Here is a 16,999-nt window from a genome sequence, read left to right on the forward strand (position 1 = left end):
TAAGACATGTCAAGAATAGGTAATAACCCAGTAGCAATTCCAGAAGGAGTTACAGTTGAAATCAACGACAACATAGTTACCGTAAAAGGAAAATTAGGAGAATTAACTCAAGAATTTTCTAACGTATCTATTAAAGTTGAAGAAGGAAATGTTTTAGTTGAGCGTTCTTCAGATAAAAAAGAAGAGAAAGCTAAACATGGTCTTTATAGATCACTTATCTACAATATGATTGAAGGTGTATCTAAAGGATGGACAAAAGAATTAGAGTTAGTTGGTGTTGGATATAGAGCAAGTAATCAAGGTCAAAAGCTTGATTTAGCTTTAGGTTTTTCTCACAATATCGTTTTAGATTTAGCTCCTGAAGTTAAAGTTGAAACGGTAACAGAAAAAGGAAAGAACCCAGTAGTAAAACTAACCTCTCACGATAAGCAATTGGTAGGACAAGTAGCGGCAAAAATCCGTGGCTTTAGAAAACCAGAACCTTACAAAGGAAAAGGTGTTAAGTTTGTTGGTGAACAAATAAGAAGAAAAGCAGGTAAATCAGCTTAATAATTAAGTTATGGCATTAACAAAGAACGAAAAAAGAATAAGAATTAAGAACAGAGTTCGCAAAATAGTTTCTGGAACTGAAGCTAGACCAAGATTATCTGTTTTTAGAAGCAATAAAGAAATTTATGCTCAAATAGTTGATGACGTTACTGGTAAAACTATCAGTGCTGCATCTTCAAGAGATAAAGACATTAGTTCTGCAAAAGGTACTAAAACAGAAGTTGCTGCATTAGTAGGAAAAGCTGTTGCTGAAAAAGCCCTTAAAGCAGGTGTAGAAACAATTGCTTTTGATAGAGGCGGTTATTTATATCACGGTAGAGTAAAATCATTAGCAGAAGGTGCTAGAGAAGCAGGACTTAAATTCTAAGAAATTATGTATCAGAAATACAAAAGCGCAGAGCTAGTAAAACCAAGTGGATTAGATCTTAAAGATCGTTTAGTTGGAGTACAAAGAGTTACAAAAGTAACTAAAGGTGGTAGAGCATTCGGATTTTCAGCAATAGTTGTTGTTGGTGACGAAGCAGGTGTAGTTGGTCACGGATTAGGAAAATCTAAAGATGTGGCTAGCGCAATTGCTAAAGCCGTTGAAGACGCTAAGAAAAATTTAGTACGCATACCAATCGTGAAAGGAACTTTACCACACGAACAAAAAGGTAAATATGGTGGAGCAAGAGTAAACATCATTCCTGCAGCTCCTGGTACAGGAGTAATTGCTGGTGGTGCTGTAAGAACAGTATTAGAAGCAGTTGGAGTTCATGATGTATTATCAAAATCTCAAGGTTCATCAAACCCACATAACGTTGTAAAAGCAACTTTCGATGCTTTATTACAGTTAAGAGATGCAAGAACAATAGCTCGTGACAGAGGAATTTCTCTTGAAAAAGTTTTTAAAGGATAATAACGGAAAACGATGGCAAAAATTAAAGTTAAAAAAGTAAGAAGTGCAATCAATCGTACTAAAAGACAAAAGTTAACATTAGAAGCTTTAGGTCTTAAAAAGATTGGTCAAGTAGTAGAGCACGATGCCACACCAAATATCCTTGGTATGGTTGCTAAAGTTTCACATTTAGTTTCTGTTGAAGAAACAAAATAATATAACACTGAAATGGATTTAAGTAATTTAAAACCTGCAGAAGGTTCAGTTAAAAGTCAAGGTAAACGAGTAGGTAGAGGACAAGGTTCTGGAAAAGGTGGTACCGCAACACGTGGTCACAAAGGAGCAAAGTCTCGTTCTGGTTATTCTAAAAAATTAGGATTTGAAGGCGGTCAAATGCCACTTCAAAGACGTGTGCCTAAATTTGGCTTTACTAATATCAACCGTGTAGAATATCAAGGTGTAAATCTTGATACTTTACAACAATTGGTTGATGATAAGAAAATAAAAGACACTGTAGATTTCGAGACTTTAATGACTTTAAACCTAGTAGGCAAGAATGATCTTGTCAAAATTTTAGGTAGAGGTGAGTTAGAATCGAAATTAACAGTAACAGCACATAAGTTTACTGCTTCGGCAAAAGCTGCTATTGAAGCTGCTGGAGGAGAAGCTGTAACTTTATAATCCCAATATAAGCGCATGAAATTTATAGAGACATTAAAGAATGTTTGGAAAATAGAAGAGCTAAGAAACAGAATCATAGTTACATTGGGTCTGTTATTAGTTTACCGTTTTGGTGCACAAGTAGTTTTACCTGGTATTGATGCTGCGCAATTAGAAGGATTACAAGGTAATACAGAGTCTGGTTTATTAGGTTTATTAAATGCTTTTACAGGAGGTGCTTTTGCTAACGCTTCTGTTTTTGCATTAGGTATTATGCCTTATATATCAGCTTCTATTGTTGTACAATTAATGGGAATCGCTATTCCTTACCTACAAAAATTACAAAAAGAAGGAGCCAGTGGTCAAAAGAAAATCACACAAATCACTAGATGGTTAACCATTGCTATTTGTTTGGTTCAGGCACCTGGTTATTTGGCAAGTTTACCAACATTAGGAATTCCTGCTTCTGCTTTCTTATTAGGTCAAGGAACATTATTTTATTTTTCATCAGTAATCATTTTAGTCACAGGGTGTATTTTTGCTATGTGGTTAGGTGAAAAAATTACTGACAAAGGAATTGGTAATGGTATCTCCTTATTAATTATGGTTGGTATTATTGCAACCTTACCTAAAAACTTTTTGTTAAACGCGTCATCTCGATTAGAGGGTAACAACGTCATGTTAATTCTTTTTGAATTGGTGATCTGGTTGCTGATAATTTTAGCTTCAGTTATGCTTGTAATGGCAGTGAGAAAGATTGCTGTACAATATGCTAGAAGAACAGCGTCTGGAGGTTTTGAAAAAAACGTATTTGGATCAAGACAATATATTCCTTTAAAGTTGAATGCCTCTGGTGTAATGCCAATCATTTTTGCACAAGCTATTATGTTTGTTCCAAGTTTAATTGGAGGATCATCATTTTTAAAAGATACCGCAACTGGTCAATGGATGGCAACAAATTTTCAGGACATATTTGGTTTTTGGTATAATTTAGTTTTTGCTTTATTAATTATAGTATTTACATACTTCTATACAGCAATTACAGTACCTACCAATAAAATGGCAGATGACTTAAAACGAAGCGGTGGTTTTATTCCAGGAATTCGTCCAGGAACTGAAACCTCTGAATATTTAGACAAAATCATGTCTCAAATAACATTACCGGGTTCTATATTTTTAGCATTAATAGCTGTGTTCCCAGCATTTATTGTAAAGCTAATGAATGTACAATCTGGATGGGCCTTATTTTTTGGTGGAACATCACTATTAATTATGGTTGGAGTTGCAATTGACACTATGCAACAAGTAAATTCTTACTTGTTAAATAGACACTATGACGGCTTGATGAAAACAGGTAAAAATAGAAAAGCAGTAGCTTAATATATATACTATGGCAAAACAAGCAGCAATAGAACAAGACGGAACAATTATAGAAGCATTATCAAATGCTATGTTTCGTGTTGAATTAGAAAATGGTCACATTGTGACAGCACATATTTCTGGTAAAATGCGTATGCACTACATTAAGTTGTTACCAGGAGATAAAGTAAAATTAGAAATGAGCCCTTACGATTTAACGAAGGCTCGAATAACTTATAGATACTAATACGATGAAAGTAAGAGCATCAGTTAAAAAAAGAAGCGCAGACTGTAAAATCGTCCGCAGAAAAGGTAGACTTTACGTCATTAACAAAAAGAATCCTAGATTCAAACAAAGACAAGGATAATTATGGCAAGAATTGCAGGTGTAGACATACCAAAAAACAAGAGAGGAGTAATTTCCCTTACTTATATCTATGGAATAGGTAAAAGTAGAGCAAAAGAAATTTTAGCAAACGCTAAAGTTGATGAAAGTACAAAAGTTCAAGATTGGACAGATGACGAAATTGGAAACATTCGTGAGGCTGTTGGAGCGTTTACTATTGAAGGTGAACTACGTTCTGAAACACAAATAAACATTAAGCGATTAATGGATATTGGATGTTACAGAGGTATCCGTCATAGAGCTGGTCTTCCATTAAGAGGACAACGTACAAAAAACAACTCTAGAACAAGAAAAGGTAGAAGAAAAACTGTTGCTAACAAAAAAATGGCAACTAAATAAAAATAGACAATAGTCATTAGAGTTTAGAGGTTAGATGAATCTGTTTGAAATAGCAATGTTTAGGATTCTAACAACTAAAAACTAACAACTAGAAACTTAAATAATATGGCAAAGTCAAGTACTAAAAAGCGTAAAGTAATTGTAGATGCAGTAGGTGAAGCACACGTAACAGCTTCATTTAACAACATCATCATATCACTTACAAACAAAAAAGGCGATGTAATTTCATGGTCTTCAGCTGGTAAAATGGGATTCCGTGGTTCTAAAAAGAACACACCTTATGCTGCTCAATTAGCTGCAGAAGATGCTGCTGGAGTTGCACAAGAAGCTGGATTAAAGAAAGTAAAAGTTTACGTAAAAGGACCAGGAAATGGTAGAGAATCTGCTATTCGTTCAATTCACAATGCAGGTATTGAAGTAACTGAAATCATCGATGTTACGCCATTACCACATAATGGATGTCGTCCTCCAAAACGTAGAAGAGTATAATTTATAATTAAAGAGATTAATATCAATTGTTTATACAATTGATATTAATTTTTTTATATGTAAATTTGCAAACCAAAAAAAATAATTAATTAACAAGTATCAACGGGAGATCAACGATTATCGAAGGATAAGATTAAGACCTTAATTCATATTCACTCTCAAAACAACAATTTAAAATGGCAAGATATACTGGTCCTAAAACTAAAATAGCTCGTAAATTTGGCGAAGCTATCTACGGAGAAGATAAATCTTTTGAAAAAAGAAATTACCCTCCAGGTCAACATGGTGCAAACAAGCGTCGTGGAAAGAAATCTGAATATGCAATCCAATTAATGGAAAAGCAAAAAGCTAAATATACTTATGGTATTTTAGAAAAACAATTCAGAAATATGTTCAAAAGAGCAACAGCTGCTCCTGGAATTACAGGTGAGGTGTTGTTACAATTATGTGAGTCTCGTTTAGATAACGTAGTCTTCAGAATGGGATTATCACCTTCAAGAAGTGGTGCTAGACAATTAGTATCTCACAGACACATCACAGTAAATGGTAATTTGGTAAATATTCCATCATACCAATTAAAAGCTGGTGATGTTGTTGCAGTAAGAGAAAAATCAAAATCACTTGAGTCAATTAATAATTCATTAGCTAACTCAAGCAACGTGTACGAATGGATTACATGGAATAATGATAAGAAGGAAGGAACGTACGTTTCTGTTCCTGCTAGAATTCAAATTCCAGAAAACATCAACGAGCAATTCATCGTCGAATTATATTCTAAATAATCATTTAAAAATATTGGTATTTAGCCAAAGGGTTTATTGGTACTTCTTCAAACTTATAAACCGCGCAACTAAATAACAATTAAAACGAAGAAACAATATGGCAGTATTTAATTTTCAAAAGCCCGACAAAGTAATCATGATTGATTCAACTGACTTTGAAGGGAAGTTCGAATTTAGACCTTTAGAGCCAGGTTATGGTTTAACAGTAGGAAATGCTTTAAGAAGAGTTTTATTATCTTCTTTAGAAGGATTTGCAATTACATCCGTTAGAATTGAAGGTGTGGATCACGAATTCTCTACAATAGCAGGTGTTGTTGAAGACGTTACTGAAATCATTTTAAATTTAAAACAAATTCGTTTTAAAAGACAAATCGAAGACGTAGATAACGAATCTGTTTCTATTTCTATTTCAGGTCAAGAGCAAATTACAGCGGGCGATTTCCAAAAATTTATTTCAGGATTTCAAGTATTAAATTCAGAATTAGTAATCTGTAATTTAGATCCTAAAGTGAATGTTAATATGGAAATCACTATTGAAAAAGGTAGAGGATATGTTCCTGCTGAAGAAAACAAAAAAGCTTCAGCGCCAATTGGAACAATCTTTACAGATTCAATCTACACACCAATAAAAAATGTGAAGTATAGCATTGAAAATTACCGTGTAGAGCAAAAAACAGATTACGAAAAATTAGTTTTCGAAATCATTACTGATGGTTCTATCAACCCTCAAGATGCTTTAACTGAAGCAGCAAAAACGTTAATTCACCACTTCATGTTATTCTCTGATGAGCGTATTACATTAGAAGCTGATGAAATTGCACAGACTGAAACTTATGATGAAGAATCACTTCACATGAGACAACTATTGAAAACTAAATTAGTTGATATGGATCTTTCTGTACGTGCATTAAACTGTTTAAAAGCAGCTGAAGTTGATACATTAGGTGATTTAGTATCATTCAATAAAAATGACTTAATGAAGTTCCGTAATTTTGGTAAGAAATCTTTAACAGAACTAGAAGAACTAGTAAATGTAAAAGGATTAAACTTCGGAATGGATTTATCAAAATATAAATTAGATAAAGACTAATAATAATTAATACTAATCATATTTTGCTCCCACGCTTATAGTGTGGTCTGGTAGCAAGATGATAAAACAAATGTCATGAGACACGGAAAAAAAACAAACCATTTAGGTAGAAAAACAGCTCACAGAAAGTCCATGTTGGCTAATATGGCGTGTTCATTAATTGAACACAAGCGTATTAACACAACTGTTGCAAAAGCAAAAGCATTAAAGCAATTTGTAGAACCTTTAGTAACTAAATCTAAAGAAGATACTACGCATAACAGACGTATTGTTATGTCACGTCTTAGACAAAAAGATGCTGTTGTTGAGTTATTCAGAGAGGTTGCTCCTAAAGTAGGTGATAGACCAGGAGGTTATACTAGAATTATTAAACTAGGAAATCGTTTGGGAGATAACGCTGATATGGCAATGATAGAATTAGTTGATTACAACGAAATCTACAATGCTGGTAAAGCGAAGAAGAAAACAACACGAAGAAGTAGAAGAGGTGGTTCTAAACCGGCTGCTGCTGCTCCAGTTGAAACGAAAGCAACAAACGAAGAAGAATAAATGTTAATAAGCATTTAATATATAAAGGATAATCTATTTTAGGTTATCCTTTTTTTTATGCAATTTTGCAAAACCTTTTTTTAAAAATGAAATATAATAAACGAGACAAAGCTATAGTTCTACTCGCGGATGGAACTATATTTCACGGCAAATCAATTGGCAAAAAAGGAACTGCTTTTGGCGAAGTATGTTTCAATACTGGAACAACAGGTTATCAGGAAATTTTTACAGATCCTTCTTATTTTGGACAACTTATGGTAACAACCAATGCCCACATTGGTAATTATGGAACCCATGAGGATGAAATAGAATCTGATTCAATAAAAATTTCAGGATTAATCTGCAAAAATTTTAGTTTTAACTATTCCAGACCATCAGCTGAAGGAAATCTAGAGCAATTTTTTGAAAAGCATAATGTATTAGCTATTTCTGATGTTGATACTAGAGCGCTAGTATCTTACATTCGTGATAATGGTGCTATGAATGCTGTCATTTCAACTGAAGTTGATAATATTGAAGGCTTAAAAAAGCAGTTGGCTGAAGTACCAAACATGGAAGGCCTAGAATTGGCTTCAAAGGTATCAACCAAGGAACCGTATTATTTCGGAAACGAAAACGCAAAATATAAGATAGCCGCTTTAGATATTGGTGTGAAGAAAAATATACTTCGCAATTTAGCTAAACGTGATGCCTACATAAAAGTATTTCCTTATAACTCAAAGTTTGAAGATTTAGAGGCATTCAAGCCCGACGGCTATTTCTTATCTAATGGGCCTGGTGATCCTGAGCCATTGGTTGAAGCTCAAGCTGTGGCAAAGGAGGTTATCAATAGAAACTTACCATTATTTGGAATTTGTTTAGGACATCAAGTAATAGCGCTTGCCAATGGCATTTCAACTTACAAAATGCATCATGGACATAGAGGTATTAACCATCCTGTCATAAACAAAATAACAGGAAAAGGTGAAATAACCTCTCAAAATCATGGTTTCGCCATTAATCGTGAAGAAACAGAAAGCCATCCAGATGTTGAAATTACACATGTTCATTTAAATGATCATACGGTTGCAGGTATTAAAATGAAATCTAAAAACTGTTTTTCAGTACAATATCATCCAGAAGCCAGTCCTGGACCAAATGATTCTACTTATCTTTTTGATCAGTTTATAGAGAATATTAAAAACGCTTAATTCAAAAACCTCAAAGAAACCTAAAATCCTTTGAGGTTTTTTTATTACGAAAACATTATCGTAAAAATTAAATGCAATACTCCTACAAACAATATGCTTAAGTAAGAGTATTTTGTAAATTTGTAATCAATAAAAAAAATCAACTAAATGAGCATTATAATTGATATTCACGCCAGACAAATTTTAGATTCAAGAGGTAACCCAACTGTAGAAGTTGATGTGACAACCGAAAATGGTTTTATGGGACGTGCTGCTGTACCTTCAGGAGCATCAACAGGCGAGCATGAGGCTGTTGAATTACGTGATGGTGGAGACACATTTATGGGTAAAGGTGTCAGTAAGGCCGTAAATAATGTTAACACTGTAATAGCTCAAGAGTTATTAGGTGTTTCTGTTTTTGAACAGAATATGATTGATCAAACCATGATTGAATTAGATGGTACGCCAAATAAATCTAAATTAGGCGCAAATACTATTTTAGGTGTTTCTTTGGCAGCAGCCAAAGCAGCAGCTAATGAATTAGGCTTACCCTTGTATCGTTATGTTGGTGGTGTATCTGCCAACACCTTACCAGTTCCAATGATGAATATCATCAATGGAGGTTCACATTCCGATGCACCAATCGCATTTCAGGAATTTATGATAATGCCAGTCAAGGCTAAAAACTTCACGCATGCTATGCAGATGGGAACCGAGATTTTCCATAATTTGAAAAAGGTATTGCATGATCGTGGTTTAAGTACAGCTGTTGGTGATGAAGGTGGTTTTGCACCAAATCTTGAAGGTGGTACAGAAGATGCTTTAGATACTATTGAAAAAGCCGTTACTAAAGCAGGTTATAAATTAGGTGATGACGTGATGATTGCTTTAGATTGTGCTTCAGCAGAATTCTATATTGATGGTAAATACGATTACACCAAGTTTGAAGGCGATAAAGGCCAGGTGAGAACCAGCCAAGAGCAAGCTGATTATTTAGCGCAATTGTGTGAAAAGTACCCGATAATCTCCATTGAGGATGGTATGGATGAAAACGATTGGGAAGGTTGGAAATACCTAACTGATAAAGTTGGTGATAAAGTCCAATTGGTTGGTGACGATTTATTTGTAACCAATGTAGAAAGACTCTCTCGTGGTATAGAAAATGGTATTGCCAATTCTATTTTAATAAAAGTAAACCAAATAGGAACATTAACCGAAACCATTGCTGCCGTGAATATGGCACACAATGCTGGTTACACCTCTGTGATGTCACATCGTTCTGGTGAAACTGAAGACAATACCATTGCCGATTTAGCAGTAGCATTAAACACTGGCCAAATTAAAACAGGCTCGGCTTCACGTAGTGACCGTATGGCAAAATACAACCAGTTATTACGTATAGAAGAGGAACTAGCTCATGTGGCATATTACCCGCAAGAAAAAGCGTTTAAGATTAAATAATTAATACAAAATATGATATTTATAAATGCTTGCAATTTTATTGCAGGCATTTTTTATTGTAAATTAACGCAACCTTTTTACATTCTTTGCATCTATATAGTAAACGCTAACCATGAAGAGACTATTACTTCCCTTATTTTTTATTCTTACAACTGTTGTCAATTCCCAAATAGTTAACATACCAGATGCTAATTTTAAGGCAGCACTCATTGCTGAAGGTGTTGATACTAATACTGATGGAGAGATTCAAGAAAGTGAAGCAGTAGCTGCTACCAGTTTAGATATTAGTGGAGAAGGTATAAGTGACTTAACGGGAATTACAAGTTTTGTGAATTTAATATATTTGTATTGTCAATCCAATCAATTAACAAGCTTGAATTTACTAGGTTTGACTGCACTAGAAGATTTAGATTGTTCGCTTAATAATTTGTCTTCATTAGATGTTAGTGCTTTTGAAAATTTAACTTATTTAAATTGTTCATGGAATCAACTAACTTCATTAAACATCAGAAATTGTAATAGTTTATTTTCTCTTCAATGTTATAATAATCAATTGACAGACCTTGAATTAATTGGAGTAAATAATCTAGTTAATGTTTTGGCTAGTGGTAATAATATAGTTGAATTAGACTTATCAAATTATTTCTTTGAAAGTTCTAATCATTTTAATTTTGATTTTAGTAGTAACCCAATCGAATATATTAACATCAAGAATGGCATTTTTAATTATGTCACGGATATTATATTGAGTGAAGCTACTGTTCAATATATATGTGTAGATGATGATGAGGTATTAGCTACACTTGATTTTATTTCAAGTTATTTTGAGTTTGAAAATGCCGTTGTGTCCTCATATTGTACTTTTACACCAGGCGGCAGTTATAATTCCATTACTGGAAATACTTATTTTGATACAGATAGTGATGGGTGTGACTTAAATGATATTGTACCCGTAAATATGGGCATAAGCATTAACGATGGAACTGAACAAGGAGCTACTTATGCAGATAATTCAGGAGGATATCATTTTTATACACAATCAGGAAATTTTGAATTAACACCTTTTATTGAAAACCCTTCGTGGTTTGATATTTCACCAGAATCAGCTACTATTGAGTTTACAGATAATAACAATAATACGACAACTCAAGATTTTTGTTTGACTGCTGTTGGAGTCCATAATGATGTTGAAATTATTATCGCACCTATTACTCCGGCCCAGCCAGGCTTTGATGCTATTTATCAATTGGTTTATAGAAATAAGGGTAATCAAACATTATCAGGCGAAATTAATTTTGAATATGATGATGCCGTTTTGGATTATATATCAGCTTCTATAGCTCCTGATAGTCAAAGTGTAGGTGTCTTGACTTGGAATTATGCGGATTTATTGCCATTTGAAAGTAGGGCTTTTAGAGTAACCTTAAATGTCAATGCACCTACCGAAACACCTGCCGTTAATATTGGTGATGAGTTACCTTTCATTAGTGCTATTAATCCAACAGTAGGTGACGAAAACCCTTCAGACAATGAATTTCAATTTAAACAAACCGTTGTTGGGTCTTATGATCCTAATGACAAAACCTGTCTGGAAGGTGATATAGTAGAACCTAACCAAATTGGCGAGTATTTACACTTTAATATCAACTTTGAAAATACAGGAACAGCTGCAGCTACTTTTGTGGTAGTAAAAGATGTCATTGATGAAACCATGTTTGACATGAACACCTTACAGGTTATGTATGCCAGTCATGAGATGATGACTCAAGTTGCAGGCAATAAAATTGAGTTTATTTTTGATAATATCAATTTAGGTCCTGAAGAAAAGGGCAATGTGGTCTTTAAAATAAAAACATTGGATACTTTAAATGTAGGCGATTCGGTAACCAATGATGCCGAAATCTTTTTTGATTACAATTTCCCGATTGTTACCAATGAGACCAATACGACGTTCCAAACACTATCGGTTGAGGAAAATCAGTTGGGTGATGCTATCACAGTCTATCCAATTCCGACATCTAGGTTATTGCATATCAATACCCAATTGGTCATTCAGAAAGTTGAAATATATGACGTTCAAGGCCGATTGGTGGTGAGTCAAAATACTAATCAGAATAAGGAAACCTTAAATACTTCGGCTTTGACAAAAGGTGTTTACTTTGTAAAAATAAAGACTAAAAACGGTCAGCAAATAGTCAATATTATCAAGGAATAAGTCAAATAGTTCTAAATATCAATTTTAGCAATAGTGAAATTGATAAATCCTCTGTGATATCCTTTAAATATAGTGAGATATTTCGTATTTTCGTGCTGTCAAATTCGACACTATAATATCAAAAAATTTTAGAATACATATGTCAGATAAAGCTACCATAGAAATTAACGGCCAGAAATATGAATTTCCTTTGGTTAAAGGAACAGAGAATGAAGTTGCCATTGATATCAAATCATTACGAGGTGCCACCAATGGTGTTGTGACCATTGATCCAGGTTATAAAAACACGGGTTCTTGTACTAGTGCCATTACGTTTTTGGATGGTGAAAAAGGTATTTTAAGATACAGAGGATATTCTATTGAAGAATTAGCCGAAAAAGCCGACTTTTTAGAGGTTGCGTATTTATTAATTTTTGGAGAATTACCAACACAAGAACAGCTAGATAAATTCCATGCTGATATCAAAAGCCACTCGGTTGTTGATGATGATGTGCGTAAGATTGTAGATGCTTTTCCAAAGTCAGCTCATCCAATGGGTGTTTTGGCCTCTTTAACAAGTGCGCTTACGGCTTTTAACCCTTCTTCAGTAAACGTAAATTCTGAAGAAGAGATGTACAAAGCTATTGTGCGTATTATGGGTAAGTTTCCGGTTTTAGTGGCTTGGACATTACGTAAGAAAAATGGTTTGCCTTTAGATTATGGCGATAAGAATTTAGGTTATGTTGAGAATTGTCTTAAAATGATGTTTAAACAGCCTAATGAAGAATATATTTTAGACCCAGTAGTAGTAGATGCATTAGATAAGTTATTGATTCTTCATGCTGACCACGAGCAAAACTGTTCAACTTCAACAGTTAGAATAGTTGGTTCTTCTCATGCAGGATTATTTGCTTCATTGTCTTCTGGTATTTCGGCGCTTTGGGGACCTCTTCATGGTGGTGCCAACCAAGCAGTTTTGGAAATGTTGGAAGCCATAAAAGAAGATGGAGGCGATACTAAAAAATATATGGCAAAAGCCAAGGACAAAGATGACCCGTTCCGTTTAATGGGATTCGGACATCGTGTTTATAAAAACTTCGATCCTCGTGCAAGAATCATTAAGAAATCTGCCGATGAAGTTCTAGGAAACCTAGGCGTTGAAGATCCTATATTAGATATTGCCAAAGGATTAGAAAAAGAAGCTCTGGAAGACGATTACTTTGTAAAGCGTAAGCTATATCCAAATGTTGATTTTTATTCTGGAATTATCTATCGTGCCATGGGTATCCCAACCGATATGTTTACGGTTATGTTTGCTTTAGGACGCTTACCAGGATGGATTGCACAATGGCGTGAAATGCGTTTAAACAATGAGCCAATTGGTAGACCAAGACAAATTTATACAGGAGAAACTTTAAGGTCATTTAAGCCTGTTAATAAACGATAAGATTATAAATAAATATCATATTAAAGCTTCATAGATTCTATGGAGCTTTTTTTATATTTACAACATGCTAAAACTAAACGTTAAAAACGAAACTTCCCGATTACGTGCTGTGGTATTGGGTACTGCCAAAAGTAATGGACCAACACCCAGTATTGAAGATGCTTATGATCCTAAATCATTGGAGCATATAAAAGCAGGAACCTATCCTGTTGAGGCTGATATGGTAAAAGAAATGGAAGCCGTAGCCGCGGTTTTTGAGAAGTATGATGTTAAGGTGTTTCGGCCTGAAATAATAAAAGACTGTAATCAGATTTTTACACGCGATATCGCATTTGTTATTGATGATAAGTTTGTAAAAGCAAACATTTTGCCAGACAGGGAAGAAGAGTTTACAGCTATTGAACATGTTTGGACCCAAGTCCCTAGAGAAAATAGAATTAAGTTACCAGAACATTGTCATATTGAAGGTGGCGATGTTATGTTATATAACGATCACATTTTTATTGGTACTTATAGAGGCGATGATTATGCTGATTATATTATTGCTCGAACCAATATGGAAGCCGTTGAAGCGATGCAAGAATTGTTTCCACATAAAAAAATAAAGTCTTTTGATTTACGAAAATCAAATACTAATCCTAGAGAAAATGCTTTGCATTTAGATTGCTGTTTTCAACCAGTAGGAAAAGGGAAAGCTATTTTGCATAAAAATGGTTTTTTGGTTGAAGAAGAATATAATTGGTTGCTTAATTTTTTTGAAAAGGAAAATGTATTCGAAATTGATAAAGAAGAAATGTACCACATGAATAGTAATATTTTTTCAATATCAGAAGACGTTGTTATTTCTGAAAAAGGCTTTAAACGATTGAACGCTTGGCTACGTAATCAAGGCATCACAGTTGAAGAAGTGCCATATGCTGAAATTGCCAAACAAGAAGGTTTATTGCGTTGCTCTACTTTGCCGTTAATTAGAGACTAGTTTACCTTACAAATAATGGTTACCTCGGCTGTTTCGCCAACTCGAAACGTACCATAATCCTCACCGATATTGTAATCAAAACGGTTAATTTCCAGTTCACCTTCAAACGTATTATTTTTAAAAGTAAATGGTATAGTCACAGTTTTAGTTACACCATGAATGGTTAAATCACCAGTGGTTTTGTAGCCATCGCTTGTTTTTGTTACTGTATTAGATTTATAACAAATAGTTTCATACTTTTCTACATCAAAAAAATCTGCAGAGCGCAAGTGTTCATCGCGCTTATCGTTTTTTGTATTAATAGTTTTGGAGTCAATGCAAATATCAAAACTAGAACCTGAAACATCAGACGCGTTAAAATTAAAATCACCTTTCATACCAGTAAAGGTTCCTTTTACTGTAAATATACCGCCTCCTGAAATTTTAAACTTAACTTCAGATTTGTCTGTATTTATAGTTTGAGCATTCACAAATGATGTAGTTGCTGAAATAAAAACGATAAGTATTAAGCTTTTAATAAATTTCATAACATTGATGTTTTTAATATAGTTGTTGCAAAAACGATTCCATTTCTTTAAAAATAAAAAAAAGGAACTACATTTCTGTAATTCCTTGTCTTATAATTTAGTTAAAGAATAATTTAAACTACTTCAACCATCAAGCCTTCGTCTGTTTTTTCAACTTTTGCTACTTTGTTTTTAGTCAGGTCTTTTATGGCTTTATCCCATTTTTTGTTGCTCAAGCCCGATTGACCTTTTAAATCATTTAAATCTATTTTTTCGACCTTGTTCAATATTTCTAAAACCGCTTTAGCATCTTCGCTAATAGCCAATGGTTTTTTCTCTGGTTTCATTTGAGGGAAGAATAATACTTCCTGAATAGATTGGTTGTTGGTTAAAAACATGATTAACCTATCCATACCAATTCCCATACCAGAAGTAGGAGGCATACCATATTCTAAAGCACGTAAAAAGTCGTAATCAATAAACTCGGTAGCCTCGTCATCACCTTTTGCAGCCAATTTTAATTGATGTTCAAAACGTTCTCGTTGATCTAATGGGTCATTTAATTCTGAATACGCATTAGCTATTTCCTTACCACAAACCATCAATTCAAAACGTTCGGTTAATTCTGGATTTTCACGATGTTCTTTACACAACGGACTCATCTCTTTAGGATAGTCTGTAATAAATGTAGGTTGTATATAATTCCCTTCGCATTTCTCGCCAAAAATTTCATCTATCAATTTGCCTTTTCCCATGGTATCATCTACTTCAATATCCATGTCTTTAGCAGCTTGTCTGATTTCGGCTTCTGTTTTGCCAGTAATATCAAAACCAGTAAAATGCTTAATAGAATCTGCCATAGTAACACGAGCATAAGGCGCTTTAAAATCTATTTCATGTTTTCCAAAAGTAGCTTTTGTAGTACCATTTACAGCTACAGCACAATGCTCTAATAACTGCTCGCAGAAATCCATCATCCAATTGTAGTCTTTATAGGCTACATAAATTTCCATGGCTGTAAACTCTGGATTATGAGTTCTGTCCATGCCTTCATTACGGAAGTTTTTAGAAAACTCATAAACACCATCAAATCCACCTACAATTAATCGTTTTAGATATAGTTCATTAGCAATTCGCATGTACAATGGAATATCTAAACTGTTGTGATGCGTTGTAAAAGGTCGCGCTGCCGCACCACCTGGAATAGGTTGTAAAATTGGCGTTTCTACTTCAAAATAACCAGCTTTATTAAAAAAATCACGCATGGCATTAAATAGCTTGGTGCGCTTCACAAACACCTCTTTTACATGCGGATTAACAACCAAATCAGCATAACGTTGTCTGTAACGTTGCTCTGGATCTGTAAACGCATCGTGAACATTGCCATCGGCATCAACACGTGGTTGAGGCAATGGTCTTAACGCTTTACTTAAAATGGAGAAGTCTTTAACCATAACGGTTTTTTCACCAACTTTTGTGGTAAATAGCTCACCCTCAACACCAATAAAATCACCAATGTCTAAAAGCTTTTTGTAAACGGTGTTATATTGGGTTTTATCATCGCCTGGACAAATTTCGTCACGATTAAAATACACTTGAATACGACCATCACTATCTTGCAATTCAGCAAAACTAGCATTACCTTGAATACGTCGTGACATTAAACGTCCAGCTATAACAACCTTTTTACCTTCTTTAAAATTCTGTTTCACCTGTTTCGAAGTTTCCTCAACAGGGAATAAATCTGCAGGATATGGGTTGATACCTAATTCTCGAAGTTTGGAGAGCTTATCTCTACGAACCAATTCTTGTTCAGATAATTGCGACATAAATTTGTATTGTATGTTTTTTGAAGGCACAAAGATAATTACTATTCATTAGGATTTCAATTTATTGTATTGAAATTAACGTGTAACAAAGCTTTGAGATTTTCGACATATAAGTACATCAATTAAAATAAATCAATCACATGAGTTTTTGGAGAGTATTACTTTCAATTATTTGTCCGCCATTGGCTGTTTTAGACAGAGGTTGTGGCTCAATTCTAATCGTTTTTTTATTGTGGCTTTGTGGCTGGGTTCCTGGCGTCATTGCTGCTTTAGTAATTTTAAATAATCCGAAATCCTAATAGTTAAAATAGTTG

The 16,999-nt window shown here is 34.1% G+C and carries 21 protein-coding genes; 19 read left to right on the forward strand and 2 right to left on the reverse strand.

Features of this window, described 5'->3' with window-relative positions; all coding sequences use genetic code 11:
• The first annotated feature begins 6 nt into the window (after positions 1-6).
• From rplF to C1S72_RS11420, 18 genes are all read left to right on the forward strand, one after another.
• Positions 7-549, forward strand: coding sequence for a 50S ribosomal protein L6 (gene rplF, locus C1S72_RS11335; protein WP_104735698.1), 543 nt, complete (start codon positions 7-9; stop codon positions 547-549).
• A gap of 10 nt (positions 550-559) precedes the next feature.
• Positions 560-916, forward strand: a complete 357-nt coding sequence (rplR, locus tag C1S72_RS11340) for a 50S ribosomal protein L18 (RefSeq protein ID WP_104735699.1) — start codon at positions 560-562, stop codon at positions 914-916.
• 6 nt (positions 917-922) lie between these two features.
• Positions 923-1,447, forward strand: coding sequence for a 30S ribosomal protein S5 (rpsE, locus tag C1S72_RS11345; RefSeq protein ID WP_103051238.1), 525 nt, complete (start codon positions 923-925; stop codon positions 1,445-1,447).
• A gap of 12 nt (positions 1,448-1,459) precedes the next feature.
• Positions 1,460-1,642: a 50S ribosomal protein L30 gene (rpmD, locus tag C1S72_RS11350; protein ID WP_104735700.1), complete on the forward strand. Its 183-nt coding sequence runs from the start codon at positions 1,460-1,462 to the stop codon at positions 1,640-1,642.
• Between the two features lie 12 nt (positions 1,643-1,654).
• Positions 1,655-2,107 carry a 50S ribosomal protein L15 gene (gene rplO / locus C1S72_RS11355; RefSeq protein WP_104735701.1) on the forward strand — a complete coding sequence of 151 codons (453 nt, stop codon included), beginning with the start codon at positions 1,655-1,657 and terminating at the stop codon, positions 2,105-2,107.
• A 15-nt stretch (positions 2,108-2,122) separates the two neighbouring features.
• The gene (secY, locus tag C1S72_RS11360) at positions 2,123-3,466 is read left to right on the forward strand and encodes a preprotein translocase subunit SecY (protein ID WP_104735702.1); all 1,344 of its coding nucleotides are present in this window, start codon (positions 2,123-2,125) and stop codon (positions 3,464-3,466) included.
• A gap of 10 nt (positions 3,467-3,476) precedes the next feature.
• Complete coding sequence (gene infA, locus C1S72_RS11365; RefSeq protein WP_007094967.1) at positions 3,477-3,692, forward strand: translation initiation factor IF-1; 216 nt, start codon at positions 3,477-3,479, stop codon at positions 3,690-3,692.
• Positions 3,693-3,696: 4 nt separating this feature from the next.
• Positions 3,697-3,813, forward strand: coding sequence for a type B 50S ribosomal protein L36 (gene ykgO / locus C1S72_RS11370; protein WP_013305171.1), 117 nt, complete (start codon positions 3,697-3,699; stop codon positions 3,811-3,813).
• Positions 3,814-3,815: 2 nt separating this feature from the next.
• The gene (rpsM, locus tag C1S72_RS11375) at positions 3,816-4,190 is read left to right on the forward strand and encodes a 30S ribosomal protein S13 (protein ID WP_104735703.1); all 375 of its coding nucleotides are present in this window, start codon (positions 3,816-3,818) and stop codon (positions 4,188-4,190) included.
• 105 nt (positions 4,191-4,295) lie between these two features.
• Positions 4,296-4,679, forward strand: coding sequence for a 30S ribosomal protein S11 (gene rpsK, locus C1S72_RS11380; RefSeq protein WP_104735704.1), 384 nt, complete (start codon positions 4,296-4,298; stop codon positions 4,677-4,679).
• A 176-nt stretch (positions 4,680-4,855) separates the two neighbouring features.
• The gene (gene rpsD / locus C1S72_RS11385) at positions 4,856-5,461 is read left to right on the forward strand and encodes a 30S ribosomal protein S4 (protein WP_104735705.1); all 606 of its coding nucleotides are present in this window, start codon (positions 4,856-4,858) and stop codon (positions 5,459-5,461) included.
• A gap of 97 nt (positions 5,462-5,558) precedes the next feature.
• Positions 5,559-6,551, forward strand: a complete 993-nt coding sequence (locus tag C1S72_RS11390; RefSeq protein WP_104735706.1) for a DNA-directed RNA polymerase subunit alpha — start codon at positions 5,559-5,561, stop codon at positions 6,549-6,551.
• A 75-nt stretch (positions 6,552-6,626) separates the two neighbouring features.
• Positions 6,627-7,100, forward strand: a complete 474-nt coding sequence (rplQ, locus tag C1S72_RS11395) for a 50S ribosomal protein L17 (protein WP_104735707.1) — start codon at positions 6,627-6,629, stop codon at positions 7,098-7,100.
• 86 nt (positions 7,101-7,186) lie between these two features.
• Positions 7,187-8,290 (forward strand): glutamine-hydrolyzing carbamoyl-phosphate synthase small subunit, encoded by a 1,104-nt coding sequence (carA, locus tag C1S72_RS11400; RefSeq protein ID WP_104735708.1) that lies wholly within the window; start codon positions 7,187-7,189, stop codon positions 8,288-8,290.
• A gap of 147 nt (positions 8,291-8,437) precedes the next feature.
• The gene (eno, locus tag C1S72_RS11405; protein ID WP_104735709.1) at positions 8,438-9,730 is read left to right on the forward strand and encodes a phosphopyruvate hydratase; all 1,293 of its coding nucleotides are present in this window, start codon (positions 8,438-8,440) and stop codon (positions 9,728-9,730) included.
• 112 nt (positions 9,731-9,842) lie between these two features.
• Positions 9,843-11,945: a DUF7619 domain-containing protein gene (locus tag C1S72_RS11410; protein ID WP_104735710.1), complete on the forward strand. Its 2,103-nt coding sequence runs from the start codon at positions 9,843-9,845 to the stop codon at positions 11,943-11,945.
• Between the two features lie 139 nt (positions 11,946-12,084).
• Positions 12,085-13,371: a citrate synthase gene (locus tag C1S72_RS11415; RefSeq protein ID WP_104735711.1), complete on the forward strand. Its 1,287-nt coding sequence runs from the start codon at positions 12,085-12,087 to the stop codon at positions 13,369-13,371.
• A gap of 64 nt (positions 13,372-13,435) precedes the next feature.
• On the forward strand, positions 13,436-14,350 hold the full coding sequence (locus C1S72_RS11420) for a dimethylarginine dimethylaminohydrolase family protein (RefSeq protein WP_104735712.1): 915 nt from the start codon (positions 13,436-13,438) through the stop codon (positions 14,348-14,350).
• Here C1S72_RS11420 and C1S72_RS11425 read toward each other — a convergent pair.
• Complete coding sequence (locus C1S72_RS11425; protein WP_104735713.1) at positions 14,347-14,877, reverse strand: YceI family protein; 531 nt, start codon at positions 14,875-14,877, stop codon at positions 14,347-14,349. The genes C1S72_RS11420 and C1S72_RS11425 overlap by 4 nt on opposite strands.
• Before the next feature lie 113 nt (positions 14,878-14,990).
• On the reverse strand, positions 14,991-16,685 hold the full coding sequence (lysS, locus tag C1S72_RS11430) for a lysine--tRNA ligase (RefSeq protein WP_104735714.1): 1,695 nt from the start codon (positions 16,683-16,685) through the stop codon (positions 14,991-14,993).
• A 140-nt stretch (positions 16,686-16,825) separates the two neighbouring features.
• On the opposite strand from lysS, the gene C1S72_RS11435 reads away from it, so the two are divergent.
• Positions 16,826-16,984, forward strand: coding sequence for a YqaE/Pmp3 family membrane protein (locus tag C1S72_RS11435; RefSeq protein ID WP_104735715.1), 159 nt, complete (start codon positions 16,826-16,828; stop codon positions 16,982-16,984).
• Positions 16,985-16,999 lie beyond the last annotated feature (15 nt).

This window comes from Hanstruepera ponticola, from assembly GCF_002940745.1.
Taxonomy (GTDB): domain Bacteria; phylum Bacteroidota; class Bacteroidia; order Flavobacteriales; family Flavobacteriaceae; genus Hanstruepera; species Hanstruepera ponticola.

What these genes read in the sequence shown, in the direction of transcription:
- C1S72_RS11390 (WP_104735706.1), top strand. Translation starts at nt 5,559, where the DNA reads ATGGCAGTATTTAATTTTCAAAAGCCCGACAAAGTAATCATGATTGAT.
- C1S72_RS11425 (WP_104735713.1), bottom strand. Translation starts at nt 14,877, where the DNA reads ATGAAATTTATTAAAAGCTTAATACTTATCGTTTTTATTTCAGCAACT.
- rplO (WP_104735701.1), top strand. Translation starts at nt 1,655, where the DNA reads ATGGATTTAAGTAATTTAAAACCTGCAGAAGGTTCAGTTAAAAGTCAA.
- rplR (WP_104735699.1), top strand. Translation starts at nt 560, where the DNA reads ATGGCATTAACAAAGAACGAAAAAAGAATAAGAATTAAGAACAGAGTT.
- lysS (WP_104735714.1), bottom strand. Translation starts at nt 16,685, where the DNA reads ATGTCGCAATTATCTGAACAAGAATTGGTTCGTAGAGATAAGCTCTCC.
- eno (WP_104735709.1), top strand. Translation starts at nt 8,438, where the DNA reads ATGAGCATTATAATTGATATTCACGCCAGACAAATTTTAGATTCAAGA.
- rpmD (WP_104735700.1), top strand. Translation starts at nt 1,460, where the DNA reads ATGGCAAAAATTAAAGTTAAAAAAGTAAGAAGTGCAATCAATCGTACT.
- secY (WP_104735702.1), top strand. Translation starts at nt 2,123, where the DNA reads ATGAAATTTATAGAGACATTAAAGAATGTTTGGAAAATAGAAGAGCTA.
- rpsM (WP_104735703.1), top strand. Translation starts at nt 3,816, where the DNA reads ATGGCAAGAATTGCAGGTGTAGACATACCAAAAAACAAGAGAGGAGTA.
- C1S72_RS11410 (WP_104735710.1), top strand. Translation starts at nt 9,843, where the DNA reads ATGAAGAGACTATTACTTCCCTTATTTTTTATTCTTACAACTGTTGTC.
- rpsE (WP_103051238.1), top strand. Translation starts at nt 923, where the DNA reads ATGTATCAGAAATACAAAAGCGCAGAGCTAGTAAAACCAAGTGGATTA.
- rplQ (WP_104735707.1), top strand. Translation starts at nt 6,627, where the DNA reads ATGAGACACGGAAAAAAAACAAACCATTTAGGTAGAAAAACAGCTCAC.
- ykgO (WP_013305171.1), top strand. Translation starts at nt 3,697, where the DNA reads ATGAAAGTAAGAGCATCAGTTAAAAAAAGAAGCGCAGACTGTAAAATC.
- rpsK (WP_104735704.1), top strand. Translation starts at nt 4,296, where the DNA reads ATGGCAAAGTCAAGTACTAAAAAGCGTAAAGTAATTGTAGATGCAGTA.
- rpsD (WP_104735705.1), top strand. Translation starts at nt 4,856, where the DNA reads ATGGCAAGATATACTGGTCCTAAAACTAAAATAGCTCGTAAATTTGGC.
- carA (WP_104735708.1), top strand. Translation starts at nt 7,187, where the DNA reads ATGAAATATAATAAACGAGACAAAGCTATAGTTCTACTCGCGGATGGA.
- C1S72_RS11420 (WP_104735712.1), top strand. Translation starts at nt 13,436, where the DNA reads ATGCTAAAACTAAACGTTAAAAACGAAACTTCCCGATTACGTGCTGTG.
- infA (WP_007094967.1), top strand. Translation starts at nt 3,477, where the DNA reads ATGGCAAAACAAGCAGCAATAGAACAAGACGGAACAATTATAGAAGCA.
- C1S72_RS11415 (WP_104735711.1), top strand. Translation starts at nt 12,085, where the DNA reads ATGTCAGATAAAGCTACCATAGAAATTAACGGCCAGAAATATGAATTT.
- rplF (WP_104735698.1), top strand. Translation starts at nt 7, where the DNA reads ATGTCAAGAATAGGTAATAACCCAGTAGCAATTCCAGAAGGAGTTACA.
- C1S72_RS11435 (WP_104735715.1), top strand. Translation starts at nt 16,826, where the DNA reads ATGAGTTTTTGGAGAGTATTACTTTCAATTATTTGTCCGCCATTGGCT.